This window comes from Pseudomonas sp. LS2P72, from assembly GCF_054897865.1.
This window is the reverse complement of sequence record NZ_CM142708.1, coordinates 3,042,423-3,067,838: the sequence shown is the minus strand read 5'-3', so window position 1 is coordinate 3,067,838 and position 25,416 is coordinate 3,042,423. Positions and strand designations below refer to the sequence as shown.

Annotated in this window: 27 protein-coding genes; 6 read left to right on the top strand and 21 right to left on the bottom strand. The window is 59.3% G+C overall.

All coding sequences use genetic code 11. The annotated features are described in order from the left end of the window. Window positions 1-42: 42 nt before the first annotated feature. Entirely contained in the window at window positions 43-354 is a 312-nt protein-coding gene (locus ACYZUA_RS14155; protein WP_165353329.1) for an AzlD domain-containing protein, read from the bottom strand. Beyond that, on the bottom strand, window positions 354-1,052 hold the full coding sequence (locus ACYZUA_RS14150) for an AzlC family ABC transporter permease (protein WP_461963653.1): 699 nt from the start codon (window positions 1,050-1,052) through the stop codon (window positions 354-356). Before ACYZUA_RS14150 ends, ACYZUA_RS14155 begins: the two co-directional genes overlap by 1 nt. Window positions 1,053-1,235: 183 nt before the next feature. Between ACYZUA_RS14150 and ACYZUA_RS14145 the strand changes: the two genes are divergently transcribed. Then, on the top strand, window positions 1,236-1,610 hold the full coding sequence (locus ACYZUA_RS14145) for a DUF2784 domain-containing protein (protein WP_461963651.1): 375 nt from the start codon (window positions 1,236-1,238) through the stop codon (window positions 1,608-1,610). A 116-nt stretch (window positions 1,611-1,726) separates the two neighbouring features. Here ACYZUA_RS14145 and ACYZUA_RS14140 read toward each other — a convergent pair whose 3' ends face one another. After that, window positions 1,727-3,304, bottom strand: coding sequence for a sensor domain-containing diguanylate cyclase (locus ACYZUA_RS14140; protein WP_461963649.1), 1,578 nt, complete (start codon window positions 3,302-3,304; stop codon window positions 1,727-1,729). Between the two features lie 229 nt (window positions 3,305-3,533). Beyond that, entirely contained in the window at window positions 3,534-4,061 is a 528-nt protein-coding gene (locus ACYZUA_RS14135) for a DUF3087 domain-containing protein (protein WP_461963647.1), read from the bottom strand. Between the two features lie 212 nt (window positions 4,062-4,273). Here ACYZUA_RS14135 and ppnN point away from each other — a divergent pair, with 212 nt between their 5' ends. Then, window positions 4,274-5,647, top strand: a complete 1,374-nt coding sequence (ppnN, locus tag ACYZUA_RS14130; protein ID WP_461963645.1) for a nucleotide 5'-monophosphate nucleosidase PpnN — start codon at window positions 4,274-4,276, stop codon at window positions 5,645-5,647. A gap of 115 nt (window positions 5,648-5,762) precedes the next feature. Here the strand turns inward: ppnN and ACYZUA_RS14125 are convergent, their stop codons facing one another. Further along, window positions 5,763-6,824 carry an alpha/beta fold hydrolase gene (locus ACYZUA_RS14125; RefSeq protein WP_461963643.1) on the bottom strand — a complete coding sequence of 354 codons (1,062 nt, stop codon included), beginning with the start codon at window positions 6,822-6,824 and terminating at the stop codon, window positions 5,763-5,765. 117 nt (window positions 6,825-6,941) lie between these two features. Beyond that, window positions 6,942-7,205, bottom strand: coding sequence for a DUF2790 domain-containing protein (locus ACYZUA_RS14120; protein WP_223432184.1), 264 nt, complete (start codon window positions 7,203-7,205; stop codon window positions 6,942-6,944). A 184-nt stretch (window positions 7,206-7,389) separates the two neighbouring features. On the opposite strand from ACYZUA_RS14120, the gene ACYZUA_RS14115 reads away from it, so the two are divergent. Together ACYZUA_RS14115 and ACYZUA_RS14110 are read left to right on the top strand one after the other, a co-directional pair. Next, window positions 7,390-8,130, top strand: a complete 741-nt coding sequence (locus tag ACYZUA_RS14115) for a response regulator (RefSeq protein ID WP_461963640.1) — start codon at window positions 7,390-7,392, stop codon at window positions 8,128-8,130. Between the two features lie 197 nt (window positions 8,131-8,327). Continuing rightward, the gene (locus ACYZUA_RS14110) at window positions 8,328-8,630 is read left to right on the top strand and encodes a phage infection protein (protein ID WP_461963638.1); all 303 of its coding nucleotides are present in this window, start codon (window positions 8,328-8,330) and stop codon (window positions 8,628-8,630) included. A 112-nt stretch (window positions 8,631-8,742) separates the two neighbouring features. Here the strand turns inward: ACYZUA_RS14110 and ACYZUA_RS14105 are convergent, their stop codons facing one another. Continuing rightward, window positions 8,743-9,999, bottom strand: coding sequence for an IS256 family transposase (locus ACYZUA_RS14105; protein WP_240890573.1), 1,257 nt, complete (start codon window positions 9,997-9,999; stop codon window positions 8,743-8,745). A gap of 268 nt (window positions 10,000-10,267) precedes the next feature. Between ACYZUA_RS14105 and ACYZUA_RS14100 the strand changes: the two genes are divergently transcribed. After that, the gene (locus ACYZUA_RS14100) at window positions 10,268-10,492 is read left to right on the top strand and encodes a hypothetical protein (RefSeq protein WP_461963636.1); all 225 of its coding nucleotides are present in this window, start codon (window positions 10,268-10,270) and stop codon (window positions 10,490-10,492) included. A gap of 506 nt (window positions 10,493-10,998) precedes the next feature. Here the strand turns inward: ACYZUA_RS14100 and ACYZUA_RS14095 are convergent. From ACYZUA_RS14095 to ACYZUA_RS14035, 13 genes are all read right to left on the bottom strand, one after another. Further along, a complete protein-coding gene (locus tag ACYZUA_RS14095; RefSeq protein WP_461961983.1) occupies window positions 10,999-12,102 on the bottom strand; it encodes an IS110 family RNA-guided transposase in 1,104 nt (367 codons plus the stop codon). Between the two features lie 79 nt (window positions 12,103-12,181). Then, window positions 12,182-13,621 carry an FAD/NAD(P)-binding protein gene (locus ACYZUA_RS14090; RefSeq protein ID WP_461963634.1) on the bottom strand — a complete coding sequence of 480 codons (1,440 nt, stop codon included), beginning with the start codon at window positions 13,619-13,621 and terminating at the stop codon, window positions 12,182-12,184. Window positions 13,622-13,635: 14 nt separating this feature from the next. Beyond that, window positions 13,636-14,403, bottom strand: coding sequence for an ABC transporter ATP-binding protein (locus tag ACYZUA_RS14085; RefSeq protein WP_461963632.1), 768 nt, complete (start codon window positions 14,401-14,403; stop codon window positions 13,636-13,638). Between the two features lie 3 nt (window positions 14,404-14,406). After that, entirely contained in the window at window positions 14,407-15,747 is a 1,341-nt protein-coding gene (locus tag ACYZUA_RS14080; RefSeq protein ID WP_461963630.1) for an ABC transporter substrate-binding protein, read from the bottom strand. A gap of 25 nt (window positions 15,748-15,772) precedes the next feature. After that, window positions 15,773-16,822, bottom strand: coding sequence for a branched-chain amino acid ABC transporter permease (locus tag ACYZUA_RS14075; protein ID WP_076030611.1), 1,050 nt, complete (start codon window positions 16,820-16,822; stop codon window positions 15,773-15,775). Between the two features lie 4 nt (window positions 16,823-16,826). Beyond that, on the bottom strand, window positions 16,827-17,708 hold the full coding sequence (locus ACYZUA_RS14070) for a branched-chain amino acid ABC transporter permease (protein ID WP_111452137.1): 882 nt from the start codon (window positions 17,706-17,708) through the stop codon (window positions 16,827-16,829). Further along, the gene (locus ACYZUA_RS14065) at window positions 17,708-18,484 is read right to left on the bottom strand and encodes an ABC transporter ATP-binding protein (protein WP_223526230.1); all 777 of its coding nucleotides are present in this window, start codon (window positions 18,482-18,484) and stop codon (window positions 17,708-17,710) included. The genes ACYZUA_RS14070 and ACYZUA_RS14065 overlap by 1 nt, the downstream gene beginning before the upstream one ends. Beyond that, window positions 18,481-19,386 (bottom strand): AMP-binding protein, encoded by a 906-nt coding sequence (locus ACYZUA_RS14060; RefSeq protein ID WP_461963626.1) that lies wholly within the window; start codon window positions 19,384-19,386, stop codon window positions 18,481-18,483. The genes ACYZUA_RS14065 and ACYZUA_RS14060 overlap by 4 nt, the downstream gene beginning before the upstream one ends. 204 nt (window positions 19,387-19,590) lie before the next feature. Beyond that, the gene (locus tag ACYZUA_RS14055; protein ID WP_461963624.1) at window positions 19,591-20,994 is read right to left on the bottom strand and encodes an LLM class flavin-dependent oxidoreductase; all 1,404 of its coding nucleotides are present in this window, start codon (window positions 20,992-20,994) and stop codon (window positions 19,591-19,593) included. Then, window positions 20,994-21,431 carry an acyl-CoA dehydrogenase gene (locus ACYZUA_RS14050; protein WP_461963621.1) on the bottom strand — a complete coding sequence of 146 codons (438 nt, stop codon included), beginning with the start codon at window positions 21,429-21,431 and terminating at the stop codon, window positions 20,994-20,996. Before ACYZUA_RS14050 ends, ACYZUA_RS14055 begins: the two co-directional genes overlap by 1 nt. Window positions 21,432-21,441: 10 nt before the next feature. After that, entirely contained in the window at window positions 21,442-22,644 is a 1,203-nt protein-coding gene (locus ACYZUA_RS14045) for an SfnB family sulfur acquisition oxidoreductase (RefSeq protein ID WP_461963619.1), read from the bottom strand. A 225-nt stretch (window positions 22,645-22,869) separates the two neighbouring features. Beyond that, complete coding sequence (locus ACYZUA_RS14040; protein ID WP_461963617.1) at window positions 22,870-23,202, bottom strand: hypothetical protein; 333 nt, start codon at window positions 23,200-23,202, stop codon at window positions 22,870-22,872. Between the two features lie 176 nt (window positions 23,203-23,378). Further along, on the bottom strand, window positions 23,379-23,942 hold the full coding sequence (locus tag ACYZUA_RS14035) for a helix-turn-helix domain-containing protein (protein WP_461963615.1): 564 nt from the start codon (window positions 23,940-23,942) through the stop codon (window positions 23,379-23,381). A 15-nt stretch (window positions 23,943-23,957) separates the two neighbouring features. Here ACYZUA_RS14035 and ACYZUA_RS14030 point away from each other — a divergent pair, with 15 nt between their 5' ends. Further along, window positions 23,958-24,971 (top strand): DMT family transporter, encoded by a 1,014-nt coding sequence (locus ACYZUA_RS14030; protein WP_461963974.1) that lies wholly within the window; start codon window positions 23,958-23,960, stop codon window positions 24,969-24,971. Between the two features lie 59 nt (window positions 24,972-25,030). Here the strand turns inward: ACYZUA_RS14030 and ACYZUA_RS14025 are convergent, their stop codons facing one another. After that, entirely contained in the window at window positions 25,031-25,390 is a 360-nt protein-coding gene (locus tag ACYZUA_RS14025) for a hypothetical protein (RefSeq protein ID WP_461963613.1), read from the bottom strand. Window positions 25,391-25,416: the final 26 nt, after the last annotated feature.

Below are 25,416 nucleotides of genomic sequence, written 5' to 3'. Positions count from 1 at the left end.
TAGGGGTCCCCTTTAAGCGTAGAGCAATTTGACGGGAACGACTTAGAGCCACCAACGCAACAAAAAGAAGAACCCCATGCTCAACAACATGCTGAGCAAGGTATTGCGGGTGTAAAGCACCAGCCCCACCGCCACCAGCGAACTGATCAGGTACGGGTTGTCCCACTGCAGATTCAGCTGCTTGTCCGGCATGAACACGATCGGCCCGCAGATCGCCGTCAGCATGCCCGGCACCGCAAAACCCAGGAACTGCCGCGCATTGCTGCTCAAGCGCACGGGCAGCCGCGGCTCCAGAAATACATAACGGTTAAGGAATACCAATAGCCCCATGCCGAAAATCACCGCCCAGACCATCATGTGCGTCCACCGTAGAATTTGTTGCAGATAAAGCCCGCGGTCATGCCCGCCAACCCCGACAGCACCAGCGCCGAGCCCCATTGCCAGTAGCTGAACAACACCGAGCAGAACAGCGACACCGCCACGCACACCACGGTCGGCACGCTCCGCACCACCGGGGTGATCAGAGCGATAAAAGTCGCCGCGATGGAGAAGTCCAGTCCAAGATGTTCCAGCCCCGGGATGCTGCTGCCGAGCACGATGCCGGCCAGGGTGAAGAGGTTCCAGGCGATGTAAAACGTCAGGCCGACACCCAACGCGTACCAGCGGTTGAACTGTTGTTTGTCATGCGCACTGGTCAGGGCAAACAGCTCATCGGTGAGCAAAAAACCCAGTCCCACACGCCAGCGACCCGGCAACGGCGAAATCACCGAACGCATGCTCATCCCGTAGAGCAAATGCTGGGACGTCAGCAGCAGCGTGGTCAGCAGAATCGAAAAGATCCCGGCACCGCCCTTGAGCATGCCGATCGCCACCAGTTGCGCCGCCCCGGCAAACACGATGCTCGACAACCCCTGACCTTGCAGCGGCGTGAGATTGGCCTCGATGGCCATGGAACCGGCCAGCAATCCCCAGGGCGCGGTGGCCAGGGACAACGGCATGATGGCCGCAGCGCCGCGAAGAAAGGCACTTCGCGGCATGAGTGAATTGGACATAACGCTCTTCAACCAGAGAAAGACCTCAGACTGTGCCAGCAACTGCAGCCGCTGGCTTGAACAATCTTGCGCACTTGTGCCGCGCACTTGTGCCGCACCGCTGAACCGCAAACAATTCGATGGAGCGCCAGCAACCCGCCCGAGTACCATGGAGCCATTCGCATAACGCGTCAGGGAGTCGACATGCTTTACCGAATCGCCGCCGACGGGCTGGTCCTGTTTCATCTGTTGTTCATTCTGTTCGTGCTGTTCGGCGGGTTGCTGGTGCTCAAATGGCGCCCCCTGATCTGGTGGCACCTGCCTGCGGCTGTGTGGGGCGTGTCGGTGGAGGTCTTCCACCTGATCTGCCCGCTGACCGAGTGGGAAAACCTCATGCGCGACGCGGCCGGGCAAACCGGTTATAGCGGCGGTTTCATCGAACATTACGTGTGGCCGGTCATTTATCCGGCGGGCCTGACACCGGCAATTCAGCTGGGACTGGGCAGCGTGGTGCTGTTGGTCAACGTGCTGGTCTACCTTCGATTGATCCGGCTGTGGAAATTACGCCGGGCAACCTGAAACCCAGATCAAAAGATCGCAGCCTGCGGCAGCTCCACTGGGATATGCGTTTCCCGGAGCTGCCGCAGGCTGCGATCTTTTGATCCTGTCCGTTCAAGTGACCGGTTTGTTTGAATTCAGTTAGCGATGACGCTCATGTTCCGACCGCTGGCCTTGGCCACGTAGAGCGCCTTGTCGGCGGCGCCCACCAGGTCGTTGGGCTGGGTTTGTGCCGCCGGATCATAAGCGGCGACCCCCAGGCTGACCGTCACCGTGCCTTCACCCCCCCCACTGTGCTGGATGCCGGCCTGCTGAACCGCGCGGCGGATTTTTTCCGCCACCATAAACGCCCCCACGTAGTCGGTCCCGGGCAGTACCACCGCAAACTCTTCGCCGCCATAGCGGGCAGCCAGGTCGCCGGGGCGCTTGATGTTGTCCCTGATGATCGTGCTGATGTTGCGCAAACACTCATCACCGGCCACATGGCCGTAAAGATCATTGAAGCTTTTGAAGTGATCGACATCAATCATCAGCAGCGCGAGGTGGGTCTGGTTGCGCCTGGCGCGGCCCATTTCGGCGAGGATGAACAAATCGAACTGACGCCGGTTGGACAGCCCGGTCAGTGCGTCCTCCAGCGCCAGCAACTCAAGGCTGCGATTGACCTCGATGAGTTTTTCCTGCGCATCCAGCAATACGCCCTGCACGTGATTCTGCTGCTTCATGAGGCGGATGAGGCGATAACCGAGGACGCCCAGAAACCCCAGGAATAACGAGACGATCCCGGCACTCAGCAGTACCTCCTTACGCCAGGCGGCCAGGACTTCATCTTTATTCAGAGCCGCATAGATGATCAGCGGATACCCGTCGACCCTGCGAAATCCGACCACCCGCTCGACACCATCCACATAGGACGGGACCATCGCCGTGCCTGAATTGCCCTTGGGCAACAGTTGCGTAAACAGCGGTCCCTTGGCGACGTTGATGCCGATTTCAGTTTCTTTGAACGGTCGGCGAACGACGATGGTGGCGTCATCGGCTATCAGGTTGATCACGCCGTTATGGCCCATGTCGATGCTGTCGTAGAGCGTAAGGAAGTGGCTGAGATAGAGGCTTGCCAGCGCCACGCCGGCAAAGCTGCCATCCGGATGATTGATCCGGCGGGAAACCGTCATGACCCATTCACCGCTCGAGCGGCTCTTGATCGACGGGCCAATATGAGGCCCGCGATCAGGATGATCACGATGAAAAATGAAATATTCGCGGTCGGAATTGTTGGCATTGGGCAGGGCGGCGTGGTTGGAATTGGCAATCCAGCGCCCTTTTTCGTCATAAACAAACAACCCATGGAGTTGGCTCAGCTCACTGCGCTGGGTACTGAGCAAACGCTCCAACCGGGGTATCCGGGCCTGGTCGATGCCATCGTTTTCCAGGCGATCCACCAGGGTCAACAGCAACGTATCGGCTTGCTTGATCGACGCTTGCGCTTGTGAGGCCAGGGTCTGGGCAAGGTTGGACATCGCCACTTCTTTGTCATGCAGATGGTACTGGCGCGAGTTCCAGGCTTCCCAAATCACGATAGCCGTCATGGACAGGCACACCGCGACCAGCAGAATCACCGCAGAGCGTACCTTGAGTGTGGCCACGGCTTGCTCGGCGACCCAAGGCACGCCATGGCGGGATTGTTCAATTCGATTGTTAACGGATGGATGACCCATGACGCTCCCTGAATCCTGACCACAGGGCGAATCTTCCCGCTCGCCCTTTTTATGAACCCCTGGCGGGTATGAGCCGCCTGCTGGGAGGCGACTATGCCTCATCAAACACCCGATAGGTGATTTGCGCGAGAATTATTCTCACCATTGATTCGCCAGGAATAAAGTTCAGTGTTTGTTTAACTGATCGGCATTAGACCCAACGGGGCGGTTTCTGCCCGCACCAGCGATCCTACCGAGGCGTCTGTTTCACGGCCTCGATCCAGGCGGGATTCAATTGCGTCTGATCAGTCTCGATGCCCAGCGCTTCCATCCGCGCCTTGTGCTGATCCACCTCGCGGGTCAATTGGCTGTGATCACTGGAATTGCCGTCCAGCTCGTGCATCTGGCTCAAGCCCAGATGGTAGAAACGCAGCAGCTTCATGGCCGTTGGATCCTCCTTCTCCACCGCCGCCGTCACCTGATGCATGACGTTAGTGATGCTCATCAGGCTGCGTTTGAGCTGCCAGCCGTAAACCGCCGGGGCCATCCAAGGCTGGGTCCAGAACATGCCGCGCATCAGCGCGGCCATCAGCAGCACCGCCACAAACACGCCACCGACGTTGAATCGCAGATTGTCGCCGCCGGGTTCACCGAACAGCGCCACCGCCGTGGTGGACAACACCATCGCCAGGGCTAGGAAAATCAAGGCTATGATTATCGTGCTGCGTCGCGTCTGGCTTCGATAGCGTTCGGGGTTCTGCGGCTGGATTTCGAACATCGCGACGGGGTTCCTTGAGGGCATGGGTAAAAAGGTTGCGGGGCATTATCGCCTCTGCAGGGGATTTAGCTATGCTGGGGCTCCTTTTCATCTTTTCATCGTCAAACGGGGACATGGCGATACAGCGCAGTTCGTGCCATCTTCTTTCATGGATACATACTATTCGGATGCCATTTGCCTGTATGAAATGGCATCGTTTTAAGGATCATTGAATGACCCAACGACAAGTAATCAACGCCTCGGTCAGCCCAAAAGGCAGCCTGGAAACCCTTTCTCAACGTGAAGTACAGCAACTGAGCGAAGCCGGATCCGGCAGCACCTACACCTTGTTCCGCCAGTGCGCCCTGGCCATCCTCAATACCGGCGCCCATGTCGATAACGCCAAAACCATCCTCGAAGCCTACAAGGACTTCGAAATCCGCATTCACCAGCAGGACCGCGGCGTACGCCTGGAACTGCTGAACGCCCCGGCCGACGCCTTCGTCGATGGCGAAATGATCGCCAGCACCCGGGAAATGCTCTTCAGCGCCCTGCGCGACATCGTCTACACCGAAAACGAACTCGACGCCCAACGCATCGACCTGAGCACCTCCCAGGGCATCAGCGACTACGTGTTCCACCTGCTGCGCAACGCCCGCACCCTGCGCCCCGGCGTCGAGCCGAAGATCGTGGTGTGCTGGGGCGGCCACTCGATCAACACCGAAGAATACAAATACACCAAGAAAGTCGGCCACGAACTGGGCCTGCGCAGCCTCGACATCTGCACCGGTTGCGGTCCGGGCGTGATGAAAGGCCCGATGAAAGGCGCGACCATCGCCCACGCCAAGCAGCGTATCCAGGGCGGCCGCTACCTCGGATTGACCGAGCCGGGCATCATCGCAGCCGAAGCGCCGAACCCGATCGTCAACGAGTTGGTGATCCTGCCGGACATCGAAAAACGTCTGGAAGCCTTCGTCCGCGTCGGCCACGGCATCATCATTTTCCCGGGCGGCGCCGGCACGGCCGAAGAGTTCCTGTACCTGCTCGGCATCCTGATGCACCCGGACAACGCAGGCCTGCCCTTCCCCGTGGTCCTCACCGGACCGAAACATGCCGCACCGTATCTGGAACAACTGGATGCGTTTGTCGGCGCCACACTGGGTGAAGCCGCCAAGCAACACTACGAGATCATCATCGATGACCCGGCCGAAGTCGCGCGTCAAATGACTCAAGGCCTCAAGGCAGTCAAACAGTTCCGCCGCGAGCGCAATGACGCGTTCCATTTCAACTGGCTGCTGAAGATCGACGAAGGCTTCCAGCGCCCGTTCGATCCAACTCACGAAAACATGGCCAACCTGAAACTGAGCCGTAACCTGCCGGCCCACGAACTGGCCGCCAACCTGCGTCGCGCGTTCTCCGGCATCGTCGCCGGCAACGTCAAGGACAAGGGCATCCGCCTGATCGAAGAGCACGGGCCGTACCAGATCCGTGGCGATGCGGCGGTGATGCAACCGCTGGATCAACTGCTCAAAGCCTTCGTCGCCCAGCACCGGATGAAACTGCCGGGTGGCGCGGCGTATGTGCCGTGTTATCAAGTGGTTGCGTAACAGGCACCATCAAACAACCCTGTGGGAGCGAGCCTGCTCGCGATAGCTGTGTGTCATTCAACCTGATGTTGACTAACACACCGCCATTCGCGAGCAGGCTCGCTCCCACAGTGGTTTATAGGTGATCCGCATCAATGATCGCCTTGGCAAAGGCCTGCGGATCTTCCTGCGGCAAGTTGTGGCCGATGCCCCCGCTGATGAGTCGGTACTCATATTTGCCGGTGAAGCGCTTGGCATAATCTTCGGCAGCCGGATGTGGCGCCCCATTGGCGTCACCTTCCATCGTGATGGTCGGCACTGTAATGACCGGGGCCTTGGCCAGCCGCTGCTCCAGCGCTTCATATTGAGGTTCGCCCTGAATCATTCCCAACCGCCAGCGGTAGTTGAAGATCGTAATAGCCACATGATCGGGGTTGTCCAGGGCCACCGCGCTGCGGTCGAAAGTCGCGTCGTCGAACGTCCATTTCGGGGAGGCCAGCTCCCAGATCAACTTGGCGAAGTCGTGGCGATTTTTTTCGTAACCGGCCTGGCCGCGTTCGGTAGCAAAGTAGAACTGGTACCACCATTGCAGCTCGGCCTTGGGCGGCAACGGATTCTTGCCGGCGGCCTGATTGCCGATGAGGTAGCCGCTCACCGAGACCAGTGCCTCCACCCGTTCCGGCCAGAGCGCCGAAACGATGCCCGCCGAGCGCGCGCCCCAGTCGTAGCCACCGAGCACGGCCTTCTTGATCTTGAGCGCATCCATAAAGTCGATGACGTCACTGGCCAGCGCGGCAGGCTGGCCGTTGCGAACAGTCTTGTCGGACAGGAAATGTGTGTCGCCATAGCCCCGTGCATACGGTATCAGCACCCGGTAACCCTTGGCCGCCAACAAGGGCGCCACTTCGCTATAGCTGTGAATGTCGTAGGGCCAACCATGCAGAAGAATCACCACCGGACCATCGGCGGGACCGACTTCGGCGTAAGCCACATTCAGCAACCCGGCGTTGACATGCTTCAGCGGGCCGAACGAGTTCGCGTTGAGGGTGCCGGTGCTGGCCACCACAGGCTCTGGCGTCGCGGCTTGCGCATTAGCAGCACCAAGAGCACCTAAGTGCATCAGCGCGAAAGCGAGGACCGATGGGCCAAAGAAACGACGACGTGAGTCGTTTTTTTTGCTCAACACATTCATCTTCATGGCGATTTCCCTGGAAGTCATTGACCTGGTGTTCTGGACGACGTGAGTCAGCCATCACGGGTTGGTGAGCAGGCTGCGCGTTCATCGGTTTCGACAGCGATAAGCGTAGTGGAACGATCAGCCGCCCTGATTGCCGCACTCTGCGAATTTGCTGTAATCGAGGACTTTCTGCGTGCCGCTGGAATCGAGGTAGGTCAGGCGGGCATCGACAATGCCGCAATTGCCGCCGCCATTGTCGACGACCGAAACCACTTTCTTGATATCCAGGTGGGTGCCGTGAGAAGTTGTCTGCGACGGCGCTTGAACATCGGCATGGGCCGAAAATGCTGCAACGTTCAGGACCGCGAAGAAGCTGGCGGCAATCAGTGTGTTCCAGTTCATGGTGATTTCCTCAGGGTTGCAATGGGCGGTGGTTGTGAGGCAAGTCGTCTTGCCTCGATGGGACCCATTTGATCTTCGCGAGGTATCTGCCATGTGTCGTAAAACCGGAATTAATAAGGCGTAAGGTGTCTGCGGGAGCATCCGATACAGTGCGATACACAGCGAACAACAAGAGGCTTGAGCGATGGAACATGTGAACCACATCCTGATCGTCGACGACGACCGGGAGATTCGCGAGCTGGTCGGCAATTACTTGAAGAAGAACGGCCTGCGCACCACCGTCGTCGCCGATGGCCGGCAGATGCGCAGCTTTCTGGAAACCAATCAGGTGGACCTGATCGTGCTGGACATCATGATGCCCGGCGATGACGGCCTGCTGCTGTGCCGCGAATTGCGCTCGGGCAAGCACAAAGCCACGCCGATCCTGATGCTCACCGCACGCAACGACGAAACCGATCGCATCCTCGGCCTGGAAATGGGTGCCGACGACTACCTGACCAAACCCTTCGCCGCCCGCGAACTGCTGGCGCGGATCAATGCCGTGTTGCGCCGCACCCGAATGCTGCCGCCCAACCTGCTGATCACCGAAAGCGGCCGCCTGCTGGGCTTCGGCCGCTGGCGCCTGGACACCACCGCCCGGCACTTGCTCGACGAAGACGGCACGATGGTGGCCCTCAGTGGCGCCGAATACCGTCTGCTGCGGGTGTTCCTCGATCACCCGCAACGGGTGCTCAGCCGTGACCAGCTGCTCAACCTGACCCAGGGTCGCGACGCCGACCTGTTCGACCGCTCGATTGATTTGCTGGTGAGCCGTCTGCGCCAGCGATTGATGGATGACTCACGGGAATCGACTTATATCAAAACCGTGCGCAACGAAGGCTATGTGTTCTCCTACCCGGTGGAAATGCTCGGCGCAGAATCATGAAGCGCTCCCCCCGCAGAACTTGAGGAGACTTTTTCATAGGGTTTTGTATCCGTATGTATAAGAACCCGCGACAGATACGCAGACACCGATTTCGGCTTGTTCGAGTACACATCACCGATACACCCGAGCGTTTAACTGTGATCACCGGATAGCAGCCGCTACCGACCCACTCACACTAAACGCACGGAGAATCCCCCATGATCAACTTCTCGAAAGTCTCGTCCCTGGCACTCGGTCTGGCACTGGTTGGTGGTCTCGGCCTGTCGAGCCTGGCGTCGGCCCACATCGGCAATGCGGCGTCCCCTGGCCAGGTTCAACAACTGCTGGTGGAAGGCGGTTCCGATCGTCTGATCGAGAATCGCGTGGCCGAAGGCGGTGCCGACCGTCTGCAAGAACTGCGCGAACGTGTGGCATCGGTCAGCCCAAGCAACGCCCTGCGCGGTGGTGTGGTTGTGGCGGAAAACCGCGCCGAGTTCGGTTCGAAGTATCAGCGGTATTGATCAAGATCTACACAGCGACAAAGGTCAAATGTGGCAGCGAGCTTGCTTCCACATTTGACTGCGTTTCCGTCAGTTAGAGGGTGTCCTAGATTTTGTGTAAACGGGATTTTTATTAAACCGTTAACAGCCGATCTTCGAACTGGATACTGAAGCGATTCAAGGCCGCTTTCCAGTCCCGGATCGGCATCGTCCACTTCTTGCTGATGTTGTTCAGCGCCAGATAAAACAGTTTCATCACCGCGTCATCGGTCGGAAATGAGGCGCGCGTTTTGATCACTTTGCGCAGGCTCATGTTGATCGATTCGATGGCATTGGTGGTGTAAATCACCTTGCGAATTTCGGCTGGATAGTCAAAAAACGGGATCACCCGAGCCCAGTTTCGCCGCCATGACAGGCTGATCGACTGGTACTCGGCATCCCATTTGGCTTCAAATTCGCAGAGTCGTTGTTCGGCCAATTCGGCGGTTGCCGAGGTGTAAATCAGTTTGAGATCAGCCGCCACCTCTCGCTGCTTTTTCCACGACACGAAGTTCAAGCTGTTGCGCACCATGTGCACGATGCACAGCTGAACGACGGCTTTTGGGTAGACGGCTTCAATGGCTTCAGGGAAACCTTTGAGACCGTCCACGCAGGCGATGAAGATGTCCTGCACGCCCCGATTCTTGAGTTCGGTCACCACTTGCAGCCAGAACTTCGCGCCTTCGGTTTGAGCGATCCACAGACCCAGCACTTCCTTGTGACCGGCCATATTGACGCCGATAGCCAGGTAAACCGCCTTGTTGCGCACGGCGCCAGCGTCACGCACTTTGACGTGAATGCAGTCCAGATAGAGGATCGGGTACAGCGCGTCCAGTGGTCTGGCTTGCCACAGCTTGACCTCGTCACTCACCGCGTCGGTAATCGCCGAGATCAGGCTGGGAGAGACCTCTGTGCCGTACATTTCCTGTAAGTGAGCCTGGATTTCTCTGACACTCAAACCGCGAGCGTAGAGAGAGATGACTTTGTCATCGAAGCCCGTCCAGCGGGTTTGATGCTTGGCCACCAACTGCGGCTCGAAGGACGCCTGCCGGTCGCGAGGGATGTCGAGCGGCAGTTCGCCGAAGTCGCCCTTCAGGGTTTTACCGCTGTGACCGTTGCGCGCATTGGCGGCGGTGTTGGTGATCGCTGCGCTTTTGTCGTGCCCCAAGTGTTCGGTCATCTCGGTTTCAAGGGCCCGCTCCACCAGCATCTTGGTGAGCTGTTTGAGCAGGCCGTTTTCGCCGATCAGATCTTCGGGCTTTTTGTAGTTGGCCAGCAGACTGTCGGCCAGTTTAACCAGTTCAGGATCAGGCTTGACTCGTTTGGCGCGCTTGGGTTTTGGCTCGGTCATTGGATTTCCTTGGGGTAGGCAGTCTCCTGCCAAATGACCGTTTACACAAAACTAATTACACCCTCGTCAGTTAAAAGCCTTCTGCCTATCCCTCCACGCATCACACTCATAAGTCCTTCAACTCAAGCAGCGCTGGCTCAGCGACAGCACACCCCGCTGACGATGGATCAACGCTCTCGATAACAACTATGCCTCAGGGTGTTTTTTCATCACGACGCTCCAGCACTACAGTGGCCCCCATCTTCTCCCCACGCTCTGGAGCTCCATCATGAAAAGCATCATCGGTCTTGGATTCACCCTTTCGGTTCTTGGCGCTACCTCCGCCATCGCGGCCCCACACGCCACCTCGCCAGTCGTTGCCGCGGCCAAAGTCAGCCAACCGGCCACACTGAACGTGAACACCGTCGGCGTTGATCGCAAAGACAGCCAGGCGAGCACACTCTACGTCGCTGAAAACCGCCCTGAGTTCGGTTCGAAGTATCAGCGTTATTGATCAACGGCCTTGTGCCGCTTGAAACAAGAAACCCCGGGGAGATGCGATCTCCCCGGGGTTTCTTGTATTTAATGTTGAAATACAGGCTCGAGATATCTGTAGCAGCTGCCGAGCCTGCGAGGTGTGGTGAGGGGATTTATCCCCGTTGGGCAGCGAAGCGGCCCCTGTTTTTCCAGCCACACTGCGTCCAATGGATTACGACTGCTTCGCAGCCGAACGGGGATAAATCCCCTCGCCACAACGCAGCTGCTATGTATGGACTCGCCCCCACTGTCTACCCGCTTTTAAAAAAACTGCCGCCCCGTTGCATCTATGTATTAGGCCTGTTCGAGGAAGCCGTCGTCGGCTTCTGGCCAAAATTGGAAGAGCTCGTGGCATGCCGATTACAGTCAGGCCTCGAAGGCCACTAGCAGCTTAGGCATCACTCCACGCCGGTCTTACCAGGGGTCAATGTTTTTTCAGCAACAGGTTGGTCAGTAGGTACCTCGGTGGCAGAACTCGGTGGATCAGTGGCTCATCGTCGCTTGCTGGCCGTCGGCGGGCTGGCGACGATAAGTCTGGTCATTCTGTAAAAGCACCCAGACGATGCGCAGGTTGCGATTGGCCAACCTGACCGCTGCGTCCTTGCGGCCCAATCGGCTCATCCAGCGCAACAAACGGCGGTCGTCGGGCTGTTGGGAATCAGGTCGCAACTGCTGCAATACCGCGTGGGCACCCTGGATCATCAGGCTGCGCAAATAGCTATCGCCTCGCTTGGTCATGTCCCCCAGTTGAATCGTCTTCCCGCTGCTGTGCTGATCAGGGACCATGCCGAAGTACGCGGCGAACATGCGAGCATTGAGAAAACGCTCAGGCTTGGTTTCCTTGGCCACCAGCGCCGTAGCGGTGATTGGGCCGATACCGCGCACCGTCATCAACCGTTTGGCTGTCTTGTCGGCGTTCGCGGCCACTTCCAAACGTCCCGTCAGGACGTTGATGCGCTCGCCCAAATGGCGCCACTCGGCCAACAGTTCGTCGATCAGCTCGCGCAACAGGGCAGGCACCGGCTGGGTGGCATCCTCCAATATCCGCGGGATTCTCTGGCTGATCGCGACGTCGCCCTGTGCCAGCGCAATCCCGTGCTCAAGCAGCAGGCCGCGCATCTGATTACTCACGGCGGTGCGGCGACGCACGTAACCTTGACGAGCGCGATGCAGTGCCTGCATGGCCAGCGCTGCGACACTTTTGACCGGCACTGCGCAGATCTTTTCGTCGCGACCGGCACGCAGGATGGCCAGCGCATCGTTACGATCATTTTTAGGGCCGCTGCGATGCTTGGCCACCAGACCGGCAGGCAGAATCCGCGCCAGGTTGCCTTGATCCTGCAGCTGCCGGGCCCAAGCTTGAGCGCCTGGGCCGGTCTCCATCAGGACCACGACATGAGGCGGCAGCTGGCGGAGAAACTCGTAGAACGCCTCGCGCGACTTGATCCGCTGCTCATAATGCACCTTGCCGAGGGCGTCTTCGCCGGCGAGCTGGAACACATGCTTGGCCAGGTCGACCGCCACGGTAGTGCAGGCCGATAAATCGGCAGAAGACAAGGATTGATCAATCGAAGTATGCTTTTTCATGGACTCGCCCTCGCTGTCGTTGGCTGTTTAGACTGCCACCGTGGCGCATTGACGCCTCGGCGTGGGCGAGTCCATTCAATTACAGAAGCGGTGTGGTTGTCAGGCGAGCGGCGAGGGCCTTGGCCTGGCTTGCGACGTCAGTCACCGCCGTGCTTTCCCACCACACGCCGCGCAACGGTGGGCCCATGGCGAACAGACGGCTGGCGACGTGTTCATCGGCGCCCGACACCGCGCCATCGACTGCCGCCGCAATCCCCAGCGCCAACGGCCCCGGCCGGACAAGTCCGCGCGCCAGCAGTTGTCGTGGCAGCGGTCGGGCCACTCGTCGCCAGTCATATTCGATACCGCTGGAATTGATCAACGCCGCGCCGCTGACAACAGTAGTTTCTGATTCACCACGACGCCGAATACGGATGCTCACTGCGCCGTCCGCTGAAGGCTCCAGCCCTTTGAACGACGCCGCCTGAATCCGCAACCGCCCTTCCTTGTGCAACCGCTCCACCAGTTCGGCACTCAACGGCGGCGAGCGGTGGTGATGGCTTTCCCACCACGGCCGCACATGCCGCACAAACTGCCGACGCTGCACGTCCGTCGCCTGATTCCACAAGCGGCCAATGTGCGCCCGTACGGTGTCGAGCGGCGCCTGCCAGTCGATGCCTTGAGCGATGGCGTCCCGGCAATGCCGACGCAGTTCGCGCACCAGCTGTCGCGGTGTGCGAATGCTCTGATCCTCGGCAAGAAAATCCACCCAGGCCGGAGGCTGACGACGCACATGAGGCAGCAAGCCATGCCGGGAAAACACTTCGATCGGCCCGCGATGCCCGGCCTGTTCCAGCGACACCACGGCATCGACCATGGTCAGGCCCGAACCGATGATCAGCACGGTCGACTGCGGATCAAGTTGTCGCATGGCGGCGACGTCCCATGGATCAAGCGCCGCCGCGTTCAAGCCGCTGGACTCGGTCTGTGGCGTACGCGCAGCAGCAAACATCCCCGTGGCCAACACCGCATAAGCGCCCTGCAAGTGTTGCCCGTCGCTCAACGTCAGCAACACAGAATCATCCACCGTTTGCAGGTCAACCACCTCGGCCCGAACATGCTCGACCGTTGACCCGTTCACCGCCCCCGCTGCTTGCGCTTCGGCCAGGCGCTGCTGCACGTACAGGCCGAAAATCCCCCGAGGCGGAAACAATTCGCTGACCGGCACATGCTGCTCGTCAGACTCCGGCCAGCCACCGGCAGCGATGTACTCGGTCAACCATTGGGTCAGGTCGTCGGCGCTGTCCGGGTCGACGCTCATCCGCGCCGCATTGCCGTTAAGCGTATGGCCCAATTCGACCGCGCTGTACGCCTCGCCCCGTCCCAGTTCGGCGCGGGGTTCGATCACCAGGACCTGGCGTTTGCCCGGCAGGCGCAGCAACTGCGCCGCCAGCATTGCGCCGCTGAGGCCGCCGCCGACGATCAGGATGTCCGCGTGGCGGATGGCGTCGGTGGCCTGTCCGCTTTGGGTTTCAGTCATGGCGTTCTCACTGATCAGTGTTTACCTAAATAGAAGTCATGCAGATCACCCCGAGCCAGCAGCGCCTCGCTACTCCCGGACAGCACCACTCGGCCGGTGTTGAGGACGTAGGCCGTCGATGCGTACTTGAGCGCCACATTAATGTTTTGCTCGGCAATCAGGAAGCTCACCTGCTCCTCGCGATTGAGCTGGGCGACGATCTCGAAAATCTCCTGGACGATAATAGGCGCCAAACCCATGGAAGGCTCATCAAGCAGTACCAAAGTAGGACGCGTCATTAAGGCCCGGCCTATGGCGACCATCTGCTGCTCGCCCCCGGACGTCAGCCCGGCCTGGGTTTTGCGCTTGGTTTTCAGGCGTGGGAACCAGGCATAGATTCGCTCCAGATCACGGGCCATGTCCTGACGACTCAAGCGCCGGACAAACCCGCCGCTGCGCAGGTTGTCCTCGACCGTCAATTGCGGGAACACATGCCGACCTTCCAGCACATGCACCATCCCTTGGCGCACTCGCAGGCTCGGATCGACGCCAGCCGTGTCATGACCGAGAAACTCGATCGTCCCGCGACTGACCTCCGCCCGCTCGGCCCGAACCAACCCGGAAATCGCCTTGAGCGTGGTGCTTTTGCCCGCGCCGTTGGCGCCGAGCAACGCGACGATGCCGCCCTTGGGCACCGACAGCGTCACTCCAGCGACGGCCAGGATCGCACCGTCGTAGATCACTTCGATGTCGCTGACTTGCAACAGGTCATTGGCAGCAATGTCGCTGGCGGCTTGGCTCATGGGTTATTCATCCCCGTTGCAGGTACGTGGCGTCAGGCCTTTTTCCTTGGCGAAGGCCGCAGATTTTTCATCGATCAAGGGACGCAGCAAGGCGCGATCCGCCGCAATCCAGTCGCTGATCAGCGTCCAGTTGGCGCCGTCCCATTGCTGCACTCGCGCTGAACCGCCACCTTCGTGGTCACGGCAGGACAGCTTGAGGTTCTGCATCAGGCCGAGGTAGCCCATGTCCTTGAGGCGCGTGTCGTCGATATTCAGATGTTCCAGACCCCAGCGTCCCTCTTCGCCATTCAAAGGACGCTTGCCGAATTTACCTTGGGCCGTGCGAATCGCTTCCACCATCACTGCCGCATTCACCAGCCCGGAGTTGTAGTAGACGCTGCCAAAATTCTTCAGGTCCTTGAGGTCGCTTTTGCCCTTGTCGAGGATGGACTGCTTGAGGCGTTTGTGGATCTCGAAATCGGTGCCGGCCGGATACGGCGTCAGCGCCAGATAACCTTTGGCAGCGGCGCCTGCGGGCAATACGTCTTCGCTGGAACTGGCCCAGATGTCGCCGACGATATGGTCCACCGGGAAGCCGAAACGCGCGGCCGTCTTGACCGCCACCGGCGTCGACACGCCCCAGGTGCGCAGGAACACCCAGTCCGGGTTGACCTGGCGAATCTGTCGCCATTGCGCCGATTGTTCGTTGCCCGGATCGGCCACCGGAATCTGGATGTTCTCGAAGCCGTACTTCTCGGCCAGCAGCTTCAGCGGGCCGAGGGTTTCACGCCCATACGCCGAGTCGTGATAGACCGTGGCGATCTTCTTGCCCTTGAGTTTGTCGAAGCCGCCCTCGCGCTGCGCGATGTAGTTGATCAGGCTGGAGGCCTCGCTGTAGAAGGTCAGCATCACCGGGAAGTTGTACGGGAACACCGTGCCGTCAGTGGCTTCGGTGCGGCCGTAACCGAGGGTAATCAGCGGGATTTTGTCGACTTCCGCCCGCTCGCTCAGCGCATAGGCTGCTGGCGCGCCGTTGGGTGAATAGATCGCCACCGGGGCGCCATCCAAACCTTTTTTGAAGCGCTCGTAGCACTCGATGCCCTTCTCCGCCGTCCACTCGGTTTCGCATTCCTGCCAGACCAGTTTCACGCCGTTGATCCCGCCTTCCACATCGTTGATGTAGTTCAGGTAATCGAGCATGCCGGCCCACACTTGCACACCGCTGGAGGCGTAAGCGCCGACACGGTAAGTGGCCAACGGGAAGAATTGCTGGTCCGGCGAAGCCTCAACCATCGGCACCGCACTGCCGAAAGCCGCCAACGTCAGGGCGGCGCCGGCCAGGGAACGTTTCAAGGATGCACGCATGTTGTCTCTCTAATCGTTGGGGAATTCAGAAGCGCAGCGGCCAGTGGCTCAGCCGTTCACGAAGGTTGCTCAGCAGGCGGATCAGGCCTTCCGGTTCCTTGATCAGGAACAGGATGATCAGCACGCCGAAAATGATTTTTTGCAGGTTCTGCAATTGGCCGGCGTCCACCGAACCGCCGAACAACGCTTGCCCGGCGTGGCTGAGCAGGATCGGCAGCAGGCTGATAAACGCCGCACCCACGAAGTTGCCGGCGATGCTGCCCATGCCACCGATAATGATGATGAAGAGGATCTGGAACGATCGATTGATATCGAAGCTACTGGCGCTGGCGGTGCCCAGATAGGCGAAGGCCCACAGTGCCCCGGCGATGCCGAGGTAAAACGAGCTGACGGCGAACGCCAGGTGCTTGTAGCGCACCACCGGAATGCCGATCACAGCGGCGGCGGTGTCCATGTCGCGGATCGCCATCCAGTTGCGACCGATCTGGCTTTTCACCAGGTTCACCGCGACCCAGGTCAACAGCAGAACAGTGGTCAGGGTCAGCAGATAACGCCCCAACGGCGTGTTCAGGTCATGGCCGAACAGCGCCAGTTTGGGTGCGGAAATGGTCCCGGACGATCCGTAGTTGTAAAACCAGGGGAATTTGACGAACAACCACTCCAGAAAGAACTGTGCGGCCAGCGTGGTGACCATCAAGTAGAAGCCTTTGATCCGTGAACTCGGCAGGCCGAAGACAAAGCCCACCACGGCGCTGATCAGCCCGCCACCGAGCAAGGCGACCGGCAGGCCCAGTTCAGGCAATCGGAGCAAAAATCCATAGGTGGCAAACGCCCCGACCGCCATGAAACCGGCCGCACCGACCGAGGTCTGGCCGGTGTAACCCGTGAGCAAATTCAGGCCGAGCCCGGCCAGGGACAGCACCAGAAACGGGATCAGGATCGCGTTCAGCCAGTAGTCGTTACCGGTCAGCGGCACGACGACGAAAGCGATCAACAACAGGCCGAGCAGTCCAAGTGGCACACGGCGCTGGATCAACACCGACGGCGCGGTTTCGCGGGTAAGGGAAATTGACATGGTTTCAGACTCGCTCGATGGCGCGTTCGCCGAACAGGCCGGCGGGACGGATGTACAAGAAGGCCAAAGCCAGGACGTAAGCGAACCACGGGGTGATGCCGCCGCCGATCAGCGGGCCGATGTAAACCTCGGCGAGGTTCTCCGCCGCGCCGACAATCAGGCCGCCGACAATCGCCCCGCCAATCGAGGTGAAACCGCCAATGATCAACACCGGCAAGGCCTTGAGCACCACCAGCGACAAGGAAAACTGCACACCTTGCCGCGCGCCCCAGAGCAATCCCGCCACCAACCCGACTACACCGGCCACCGCCCAGACGATCTGCCAGATGCGGTTGAGGTTGATACCGATCGACAACGCAGCCGTGGTGTCATCGGCCACGGCGCGCAGGGACACACCGATGCGGGTTTTGTTGAACAGCAGCGCCAATACCGTCACCAACACGATGGCCGCGGCGGCGGCGATCAGGTCGAACTGGCTGACCATCAGCCCGCCGATAAACAGCGGCACGTCGTCGATGCCCAGGTCCAGCGCCCGCACCTGCGAGCCCATCAAACCCTGAGCCAGGCCTTCGATGATGAACGACAGCCCGAGGGTGGCCATGAACAACGTGATCTGCGAACGATTGACCAAGGGCCGCAGCACCAGCCGTTCGATCAGCAACGCGCCGATGATCATCACCGCCACCGTCAGCAGCAACGCCAGAGCAAACGGCACGCCCTGATCGTGCAGGCTGACGAAGGTCAACGCGGCGAACAGCAACATCGCGCCCTGGGCGAAATTGAACACACCGCTGGCCTTGTAGATCAGCACGAAGCCAATCGCGACCAGCGAATACATGGTCCCGGCGAGCAGGCCGCCGAGCAGGGTTTCCAAGAAGAATGTCATCAGTGCACCACTCCCAGATACGCCGCGATTACGTCGGGATTGGCCTGCACTTCGGCCGGTGTGCCGTCGCCGACTTTGCGTCCGTAATCGAGCACGACCACGTGGTCGGACAGGCCCATCACCACGCTCATGTCGTGCTCGATCAACACCACCGTGGTGCCGAGGTCGCGGTTGACGTCGGCGATGAAGCGCGCCATTTCCTGTTTTTCTTCGGCGTTCATCCCGGCCATCGGCTCGTCCAGCAGCAACAGGCGCGGACCCGCGATCAAGGCACGACCGAGCTCTACGCGCTTTTGCAGGCCGTAAGACAGATTGCCCACCGGCACATCGCGGTGAGCCTGAAGTTCGAGGAACTCGAGAATGCCCTGAGCCTGTTGGCGAAAGTCTTCAGCCTCACGGCGGGCTCTCGGCAAGCCCAGCGCCTGTTCGATGAAACTGCTGCGCAGGTGCCGGGACAGGCCCGTGAGGATGTTGTCGATCACACTCATCTTCTTGAACAGCGCGTTGTTCTGGAAGGTGCGGCCGATGCCGCGTCGTGCGGCGGTCAGCGGATCGATGCGTTTAAACGGTTGCTGCTCAAAGACAATCGAGCCGGCATCGAAGCGGTACACGCCGTTCAGCACATTGAGCAGCGAACTCTTACCCGCGCCGTTGGGGCCGATCAGTGCGCAGATCTCGCCACGGCGTACGTCGAACGAGAGTTCGTTGATCGCCTTTACGCCTTTAAAGGACAGGGAAATACCGCTGACTTGCAGGATGGAATCAGTCGAGCTCATGCGATGTCCCGTTTGAATTCGGATAGCCAGGCAGGCGCAGGTTGAGCGTCGGGAGCGCGCGTGGCTTGCCAGATGAAATGCAGGTTGTGAAAGCCCAGCAGTCGGCGAACGCGGTTTTTGATCAGGCGTTGCAGGCCTTTTTCCGGGTGGGCGATGGCCCAGTCGCAGAGGCGTCGGCGCCAGGTGCCTTGGGGGGCGAGACGACTTTCGATTTCTGCGGCCAGTAGATGCAGGCGCTCACCGGATAACAGCAATCCCGAGGGAGCCACTTCACGACGGTCGCGGCTGGCGCTGCCAGGACTTTCCGGGAAGGCCAGCGCGTGGCCGCTGGTCAGCCAGTGTTCGAGCAAAACGCTGAGACCGGCCTGCCATTGGGTGCCCTCTTCGTTCCACAGTTGCGGACCTTGCCACCAACGATTGAGGCGTTGCGGAGGTTCGACCGGGCCGAGCAGTTCAGGGAAATTCAGCAGCGATTGGCCTTGGCTGAGCCAGAGCTGTTGCGTCTGTCGTGCCTGGGCGAACACATGAGTAGGACGACTGCGCCATAGGACTTTGTGCAGAGCTTCAGCATCGAGGTTGTCCGGTAGCGTCAGCAGTTCACCGCCTATGTGCTGCGCAGCCAGTGCCAGCAGCAATAGATTCGGCTCGAAGGCGCCGCTCAACGCCAGACGCGATGCTTCGGTGAATCCTTGCTGACGCAAGCCGTCGGCTAAACGCTCAACATCGCGCAAGGCATCGATCCAGCGCCAGACGAACCACTGGCCATGGCGCTTGTGCCGCAAGGCCGGTTGCAAGGGGCTGACCTGAGCCCAGTGGCGCAATTGCTCCAAAGCCTTGGGCAGATCGACCCGCCACTCGGTGGTGTCCGCGATTGGCGGACGTTTGAGTTCGTGCACGCTCATGGGATTGACCTCCTGTTCATGGGCAAAAGCGTGCGGTGGTCCGCTGGGCTGAAATCTGTAAAACACCACCCCCCTGTGGGAGCGAGCCTGCTCGCGTAAGCGATGGATCAGGCAACATCCATGTTGAATGTGCCGGCCTCTTCGTCGGAACGCCGCCCGGAGCCGGCTCGCTCCCACAGGGGATTTGTGTGGTGTTCGAGTGTTCTATGCAGACGCGACTTTCTTCTCCTGCTGCCGCAACGCCGCCAGGTCTCGATAACCCGCCCCCGGATGAATCTCCGGCAATCGCGGCCCTTCCCCAAACAATTTCTCGCGCAAGGTCCCCGGCGCGTATTCGGTTTTGTAGACCCCGCGTTTCTGCAACTCCGGCACCAGCAACTCCACGGCGTCGATGAAGGTCTCGTGAGTCAATGCATAGGCCAGGTTAAAGCCGTCCACATCGGTCTCCTCGACCCACTCCTGCAACAAGTCGGCGACGGTCTCGGGGCTACCGACAAACAACGGGCCAAAACCGCCAATGCCCACCCAGTCGGCCAATTCGTCAGGCGTCCAGACCTTGTTCGGGTCCGCCGTGGAGAACGCTTCCACTGCCGATTGAATCGCGTTGGTGTGCACATGCTTGAGCGGTTCATCGGGTTTGAACTGGCTGAAATCGATCCCGGTCCAGCCAGAGATCAACGCCATCGCGCCTTCATAACTGACCCAGGTTTTGTATTCCTCGAACTTGGCTTTGGCCTTGGCGTCGGTCTCGCCGAGGATCACGGTTTGCAGGTTGAAGATCAGAATTTTCGACGGATCGCGTCCGGCTTCGGCAGCACGACGGCGGATGTCGGCAACGGTTTTCTTCAGCAGCACTTTCGACGGTGCAGCAACGAACACACACTCGGCATGCTCGGCGGCAAACTGCTTGCCGCGACTGGATGCGCCAGCCTGATAGAGAACCGGCGTGCGTTGCAGCGAGGGTTCGCAAAGATGAATGCCCGGCACCTGGAAGTGTTTACCGACGTGCTGGATTTCGTGGATTTTGCTTGGGTCGCTGAAGATCCGCCGCTCGCGATCCCGCAGAATCGCGCCCTCTTCCCAACTGCCTTCCCACAGTTTGTAGCAAACCTCCAGGTACTCTTCGGCGAAGTCGTAACGGGCGTCGTGTTCGGTCTGGTTTTTCTGACCGAGGTTCTTCGCACCGCTTTCCAGATAAGAGGTGACGATGTTCCAGCCGGCGCGGCCCTTGGTCAGATGGTCGAGCGTCGACAGGCGTCGGGCGAACGGATACGGGTGTTCGAACGACAGCGAGGCGGTCAGGCCGAATCCCAAATGCTCGGTGACCAGCGCCATCGGCGGAATCAATTGCAGCGGATCGTTGACCGGCACCTGCGCCGCCTGACGGATCGCCGCGTCACCGTTGCCGTTGTAAACGTCGTAGATGCCCAGCACATCGGCAATGAACAAACCGTCGAACTTGCCGCGCTCGAGGATTTTCGCCAGATCGGTCCAGTACTCCAGATCCTTGTATTGCCAGGAGCGATCCCGCGGATGCGCCCACAAGCCCGGCGACTGGTGGCCGACGCAGTTCATGTCAAACGCGTTGAGACGAATTTCGCGACCCATCAAACAGCACTCCTGAAGCTTGGGGGATGGATGCCGTTGAGGCGGAAGTTGCCGATGAGGTGGAGTTTCCGGTGCAACGGGTCGTGCAGTGATCCCGGCAACACGGTGCGTTGGCCGGTGAGTTCGAATTCCGCGTTGCTGACGGCATTTAACGCGTCGGCGCTGGCCAGGTGCGACTCGGCGATGGCGACGCTGATTTCCGTGTCGTCATCAACGCGGTTCAGGAAGTCTTCGGCGCGTTCGAGCAGCGCGGCGGCGACTTCAATGCGAATGTGCAAATCGCCGAAGCGGCTGATGACGTAAGGATCATCCGTGGTTTGGGTCTGTTGACGGACGAAACGCAACGTCGCATCGAGCAAGCTGCGAGCGTTGTGCAGATCGTGCTGACTTTTGGCCAGGGGTTGCCCGGCAACAATCGTTTGGGTCAAAGCGTTCATGGTGGGCTCCTCAGTTCCAGGCGTGGCGCGCAGGCTTCACGCCGTTGAGCAGGTAGTTGCCGATCAGGTGGTATTTCCAGCGCGCCGGATCGTGCAGGGTATGCGTCCGGGCGTTGCGCCAGTGGCGGTCGAGGTTGTACTTGCCGAGCACCGAGCGAGTGCCGGCCAGTTCGAAGAGTTTGCTGCTGGCGAGCAAGGCGATCTCGGCGGACAGCACTTTGGCTTGGGCAACCACCACCGAAGCACGGGCCACTGTTTCTTCGTTGGGGTTGAGCAAGGCATGGTCAATGGCGCGACCGGCCTTTTTGAGGATCGCTTCGGTGCCGTGGACCCGCCATTCGAGGTCGCCGATGGCGGCGATGCTGAACGGGTCCTGCCAGCCGTGATCCTGACCGCTGTCGATCCATGGCCGGGCTTCGCGGGCGTAGCGTTTGGTTTCTTCCAGGGCGCCGACGGCGATGCCGGTGTCCACGGCGGCCTGGATGATTTGTGAAATCGGGCCGTCGGCCGTGGGTTCATCGAAGGCCTTGTGGGCCGGGATTACCGCGTTCAAAGGCACTTTCACAGCGTCGAGTGTCACGCCGCCGCTGGCCGTGGTGCGCTGGCCGAAACCGTCCCAACTGTCGATAACAGTCAAGCCGGGAGCGTCGCGTTCTATGAAGGCGATGAAGGCTTTGTTCTCTTCATCAACCGCCACCGCTGGCACGATGTGCGCGAACAAGGCGCCGGTGCAGTAGAACTTTTCGCCGTCGATCTGCGCGGTGTCTTTATCGAAGCGGATACGGGTTTCAAAGGCACCGGCATTTTTGCTTTTGGATTCGGAGAAGGCATTGCCGAAACGGTACCCTTGGAGGACTTTGCCGAAGTAGTAACGCTTTTGCTCTTCGGTAGCGGTTTGCAGCAGGATGTCGAGCACGCCGAGATGGTTTTGCGGAATCTGACCGAGGGATGAATCGGCGGCGGAAATGATCTTGATCACTTCGGCGACGGTCACGTAGGACACACCAGCGCCGCCGTATTCCTTGGGAATGGTGATGCCCCAGAGGCCGCTGGCGGAAAACTCGTCGAGCTCGGCGACCGGCAAGCGTCGCTCGCGATCCCGCACGCTTGCCTCAATGACAAAGCGTGCAGCGAGCTTGTGGGCGACGGCAATCGCCTCGGCGTCCGAGCGGATCACATGGGCGGTGCGAGGGGGTTGGGCAGAGGCTGTCATGGGCCGACTCCTGGGTTCCGGGTGAGTACCCAGGTACCCGTTACACAAGTCGTGCCAATAGTTTTACTTGTTTTTATTCAAGCAGTTAGGGTTATTAAGTAAATCAGCTTAAAAAGAAAAGTTCAGCAAATTGTCGGTTCACTGTTGCTTGAGCTACAGCTTGAATAGGAAATGCTCAACCCCCTTGAGTAGAACGTTGAGCATTCACGCAATCAACCCGATCAGTTAAGGGATGAGGCGGTAGTAGACAGAATTGGATTGATTTTCATAACCCACATCGTCGACCCAAAGATAGTAAAACTGGGCCGTCTCGCCTTCGTAATGCTCCAACTTTGATTTTTCCACTGAGACTTCGAACATCCCCTTGAAAGGCTCGCCGACGGGGTCTTTACGACCAACAAGAACGGTATGACCACCCACTACTATGTACACATAGACTTTATCGTTATTATTGTATGTCTCTGGTGCCAAAATAAAAGCAGTAGCCCCTGCTTCTGGAACGTCTGTCAGTTTAATTTGGTCTTCTACAGCTTCTTTTATGCTAAGCGACCTAAACATTTCTAATTCCTTTCAGTTGACTTTCGAGTGGGCGCTGACTCCGCGCGGAGTGTGCAGCGCTAAACTTTTGTCGGGATTTGCAGCGTGCTGAACTCTATTTAAAGGTCAGCCCACGCCCAACGTCTACTGTCAGAAATAACAGGTACTTCAGGTTTCCGACGAGCGGAAGTGCGTGATCAAATCACCACATTTCTCACAAACCGCGCCGCCACCGGACCATCATTGCGATAGGTATGGGGCTGGTTGCTGGCAAACATGAAGAACTCGCCGGCGGCAATTTCCTGCGGCTCGTCACCCAGCATCAGAGTCAAGCAGCCTTCAAACACGTAGATCTGCTCACTCCAACCCTCGGCATCCGGTTGCGACGGGTAAAACTCCCCCGGTTGCAGGCACCACTCCCATTGCTCCACCTCACGGGTCGCCGTGGCTTTGGACAATAAAACGGCTTTGCTGCCAGGAATCTTCCCGGCCCAGGCCACTTCGTTGATGCGGCTCGGGTCGCGTGCATCCGGGGCCTGGATCAGGTCGCTGAACGCTACGTTCAGCGCTTCGGCCACGCGGTCGAGGGTGGTCAGGCTGACGTTCTTCTCGCCGGCCTCGATGGCTACCAGCATCCGGCGGCTGACCCCGGATTTTTCCGCCAGCGTCGCCTGGCTCATGTCGGCGGCGTGGCGCAAACGCCGAACGTTCTGGCTGACGTGCTGAAGGACCGAAGCCCGCTGCGTGGAATCTTTGTGCACTATATTGCTCACTTGATGGGGTTGGGCAGTATACTGCGCAACATTCGGCGCATTGTGCGTCGCCCTCAGGTAGCGCGCAAGGTCATGACGTCGGTGAATACCCCTCACACTTCCTCCCGTTTCTCGCGGTTCAGCAAGGCCGAGTGCGTGCTGGTGCTGATCACCATGGTCTGGGGCGGCACCTTCCTGCTGGTGCAGCATGCGATGACCGTCAGCGGGCCGATGTTTTTCGTCGGTCTGCGCTTTGCCGCGGCGGCGATCATTGTTGCGCTGTTTTCCTGGCGTCAGCTGCGGGAGCTGACGCTGTTCGAACTCAAGGCCGGGGCCTTTATCGGCGTGGCGATCATGCTCGGTTATGGTTTGCAGACCGTTGGGTTGCAGAGCATTCCCAGCAGTCAGTCGGCGTTTATTACTGCGTTGTACGTGCCCTTCGTGCCGTTGCTGCAATGGCTGGTGCTGGGGCGGCGTCCGGGGTTAATGCCAAGCATCGGGATCATGTTGGCGTTTACCGGGTTGATGTTGCTGTCGGGACCGGCCGGCGCTTCATTCAATTTCAGCCCGGGTGAAATCGCCACGTTGATCAGCGCCGTGGCGATTGCGGCGGAGATCATTCTGATCAGCACGTATGCCGGCCAGGTCGATGTACGACGGGTGACGGTGGTGCAATTGGCGGTCACCTCGGCGCTGGCGTTCTTGATGGTGGTGCCGACTCAGGAAAGAATTCCGGACTTCTCCTGGCTGCTGTTATGCAGCGCGTTGGGCTTGGGCGCGGCCAGTGCGGCGATACAAGTGGCGATGAACTGGGCGCAGAAGAGCGTTTCGCCGACGCGGGCGACGTTGATTTATGCCGGTGAGCCGGTGTGGGCCGGGATTGTCGGAAGGATCGCCGGGGAGCGGTTGCCAGCGATTGCACTGGTGGGTGCGGGCTTGATTGTGGTGGCGGTGATTGTCAGTGAGTTGAAGACCAAGGGTAAAGATCGCGAGACAATTGAGGAGGAGTTGGAAAGCGAGCCCGTCGACTCAAAATAAATGAGCATCACAACCGGCGTTCAAGCTTCCAACTTTCCAGGATCAGTTTGATCCCCCACTTACTCTGGTAATGACCGGATAATGTCGGCGAGATCATCTCTGGTGAAGCCGTTAGACTTTATGGCCGCGGCCACATCTTCCTTGGAAAGCGGGAAGCGCTTGAAGATTTCCTTCAGCGTATCGGCATCGATATTTGACATCCAAAGCGGATCGATAAACGAGCCTCCATATTCCGGCTTCATCGGCACTTCTTCGTGTGCTATTGCACCCTTATGATTCAAGTAAACGACATAACGGTCATGCCCTTCAGAAAAGCTCTTGTCATGATAAAGTGTGGTGCCGAGAGGCAGCACATAATAGTTTTCATCGCCATTCGGCCCCTCAATAAGCAACGGCTCTTTAGTCTTAATCATTTTCATATCGTGCGACCTCGTAACGTTATTAA

Bases quoted from the DNA above. Each gene is read 5' to 3' on its own strand.
- ACYZUA_RS14155 (WP_165353329.1), bottom strand. From the start codon at position 354: ATGGTCTGGGCGGTGATTTTCGGCATGGGGCTATTGGTATTCCTTAAC.
- ACYZUA_RS14150 (WP_461963653.1), bottom strand. From the start codon at position 1,052: ATGTCCAATTCACTCATGCCGCGAAGTGCCTTTCTTCGCGGCGCTGCG.
- ACYZUA_RS14145 (WP_461963651.1), top strand. From the start codon at position 1,236: ATGCTTTACCGAATCGCCGCCGACGGGCTGGTCCTGTTTCATCTGTTG.
- ACYZUA_RS14140 (WP_461963649.1), bottom strand. From the start codon at position 3,304: ATGGGTCATCCATCCGTTAACAATCGAATTGAACAATCCCGCCATGGC.
- ACYZUA_RS14135 (WP_461963647.1), bottom strand. From the start codon at position 4,061: ATGTTCGAAATCCAGCCGCAGAACCCCGAACGCTATCGAAGCCAGACG.
- ppnN (WP_461963645.1), top strand. From the start codon at position 4,274: ATGACCCAACGACAAGTAATCAACGCCTCGGTCAGCCCAAAAGGCAGC.
- ACYZUA_RS14125 (WP_461963643.1), bottom strand. From the start codon at position 6,824: ATGAAGATGAATGTGTTGAGCAAAAAAAACGACTCACGTCGTCGTTTC.
- ACYZUA_RS14120 (WP_223432184.1), bottom strand. From the start codon at position 7,205: ATGAACTGGAACACACTGATTGCCGCCAGCTTCTTCGCGGTCCTGAAC.
- ACYZUA_RS14115 (WP_461963640.1), top strand. From the start codon at position 7,390: ATGGAACATGTGAACCACATCCTGATCGTCGACGACGACCGGGAGATT.
- ACYZUA_RS14110 (WP_461963638.1), top strand. From the start codon at position 8,328: ATGATCAACTTCTCGAAAGTCTCGTCCCTGGCACTCGGTCTGGCACTG.
- ACYZUA_RS14105 (WP_240890573.1), bottom strand. From the start codon at position 9,999: ATGACCGAGCCAAAACCCAAGCGCGCCAAACGAGTCAAGCCTGATCCT.
- ACYZUA_RS14100 (WP_461963636.1), top strand. From the start codon at position 10,268: ATGAAAAGCATCATCGGTCTTGGATTCACCCTTTCGGTTCTTGGCGCT.
- ACYZUA_RS14095 (WP_461961983.1), bottom strand. From the start codon at position 12,102: ATGAAAAAGCATACTTCGATTGATCAATCCTTGTCTTCTGCCGATTTA.
- ACYZUA_RS14090 (WP_461963634.1), bottom strand. From the start codon at position 13,621: ATGACTGAAACCCAAAGCGGACAGGCCACCGACGCCATCCGCCACGCG.
- ACYZUA_RS14085 (WP_461963632.1), bottom strand. From the start codon at position 14,403: ATGAGCCAAGCCGCCAGCGACATTGCTGCCAATGACCTGTTGCAAGTC.
- ACYZUA_RS14080 (WP_461963630.1), bottom strand. From the start codon at position 15,747: ATGCGTGCATCCTTGAAACGTTCCCTGGCCGGCGCCGCCCTGACGTTG.
- ACYZUA_RS14075 (WP_076030611.1), bottom strand. From the start codon at position 16,822: ATGTCAATTTCCCTTACCCGCGAAACCGCGCCGTCGGTGTTGATCCAG.
- ACYZUA_RS14070 (WP_111452137.1), bottom strand. From the start codon at position 17,708: ATGACATTCTTCTTGGAAACCCTGCTCGGCGGCCTGCTCGCCGGGACC.
- ACYZUA_RS14065 (WP_223526230.1), bottom strand. From the start codon at position 18,484: ATGAGCTCGACTGATTCCATCCTGCAAGTCAGCGGTATTTCCCTGTCC.
- ACYZUA_RS14060 (WP_461963626.1), bottom strand. From the start codon at position 19,386: ATGAGCGTGCACGAACTCAAACGTCCGCCAATCGCGGACACCACCGAG.
- ACYZUA_RS14055 (WP_461963624.1), bottom strand. From the start codon at position 20,994: ATGGGTCGCGAAATTCGTCTCAACGCGTTTGACATGAACTGCGTCGGC.
- ACYZUA_RS14050 (WP_461963621.1), bottom strand. From the start codon at position 21,431: ATGAACGCTTTGACCCAAACGATTGTTGCCGGGCAACCCCTGGCCAAA.
- ACYZUA_RS14045 (WP_461963619.1), bottom strand. From the start codon at position 22,644: ATGACAGCCTCTGCCCAACCCCCTCGCACCGCCCATGTGATCCGCTCG.
- ACYZUA_RS14040 (WP_461963617.1), bottom strand. From the start codon at position 23,202: ATGTTTAGGTCGCTTAGCATAAAAGAAGCTGTAGAAGACCAAATTAAA.
- ACYZUA_RS14030 (WP_461963974.1), top strand. From the start codon at position 23,958: ATGGGGTTGGGCAGTATACTGCGCAACATTCGGCGCATTGTGCGTCGC.
- ACYZUA_RS14025 (WP_461963613.1), bottom strand. From the start codon at position 25,390: ATGAAAATGATTAAGACTAAAGAGCCGTTGCTTATTGAGGGGCCGAAT.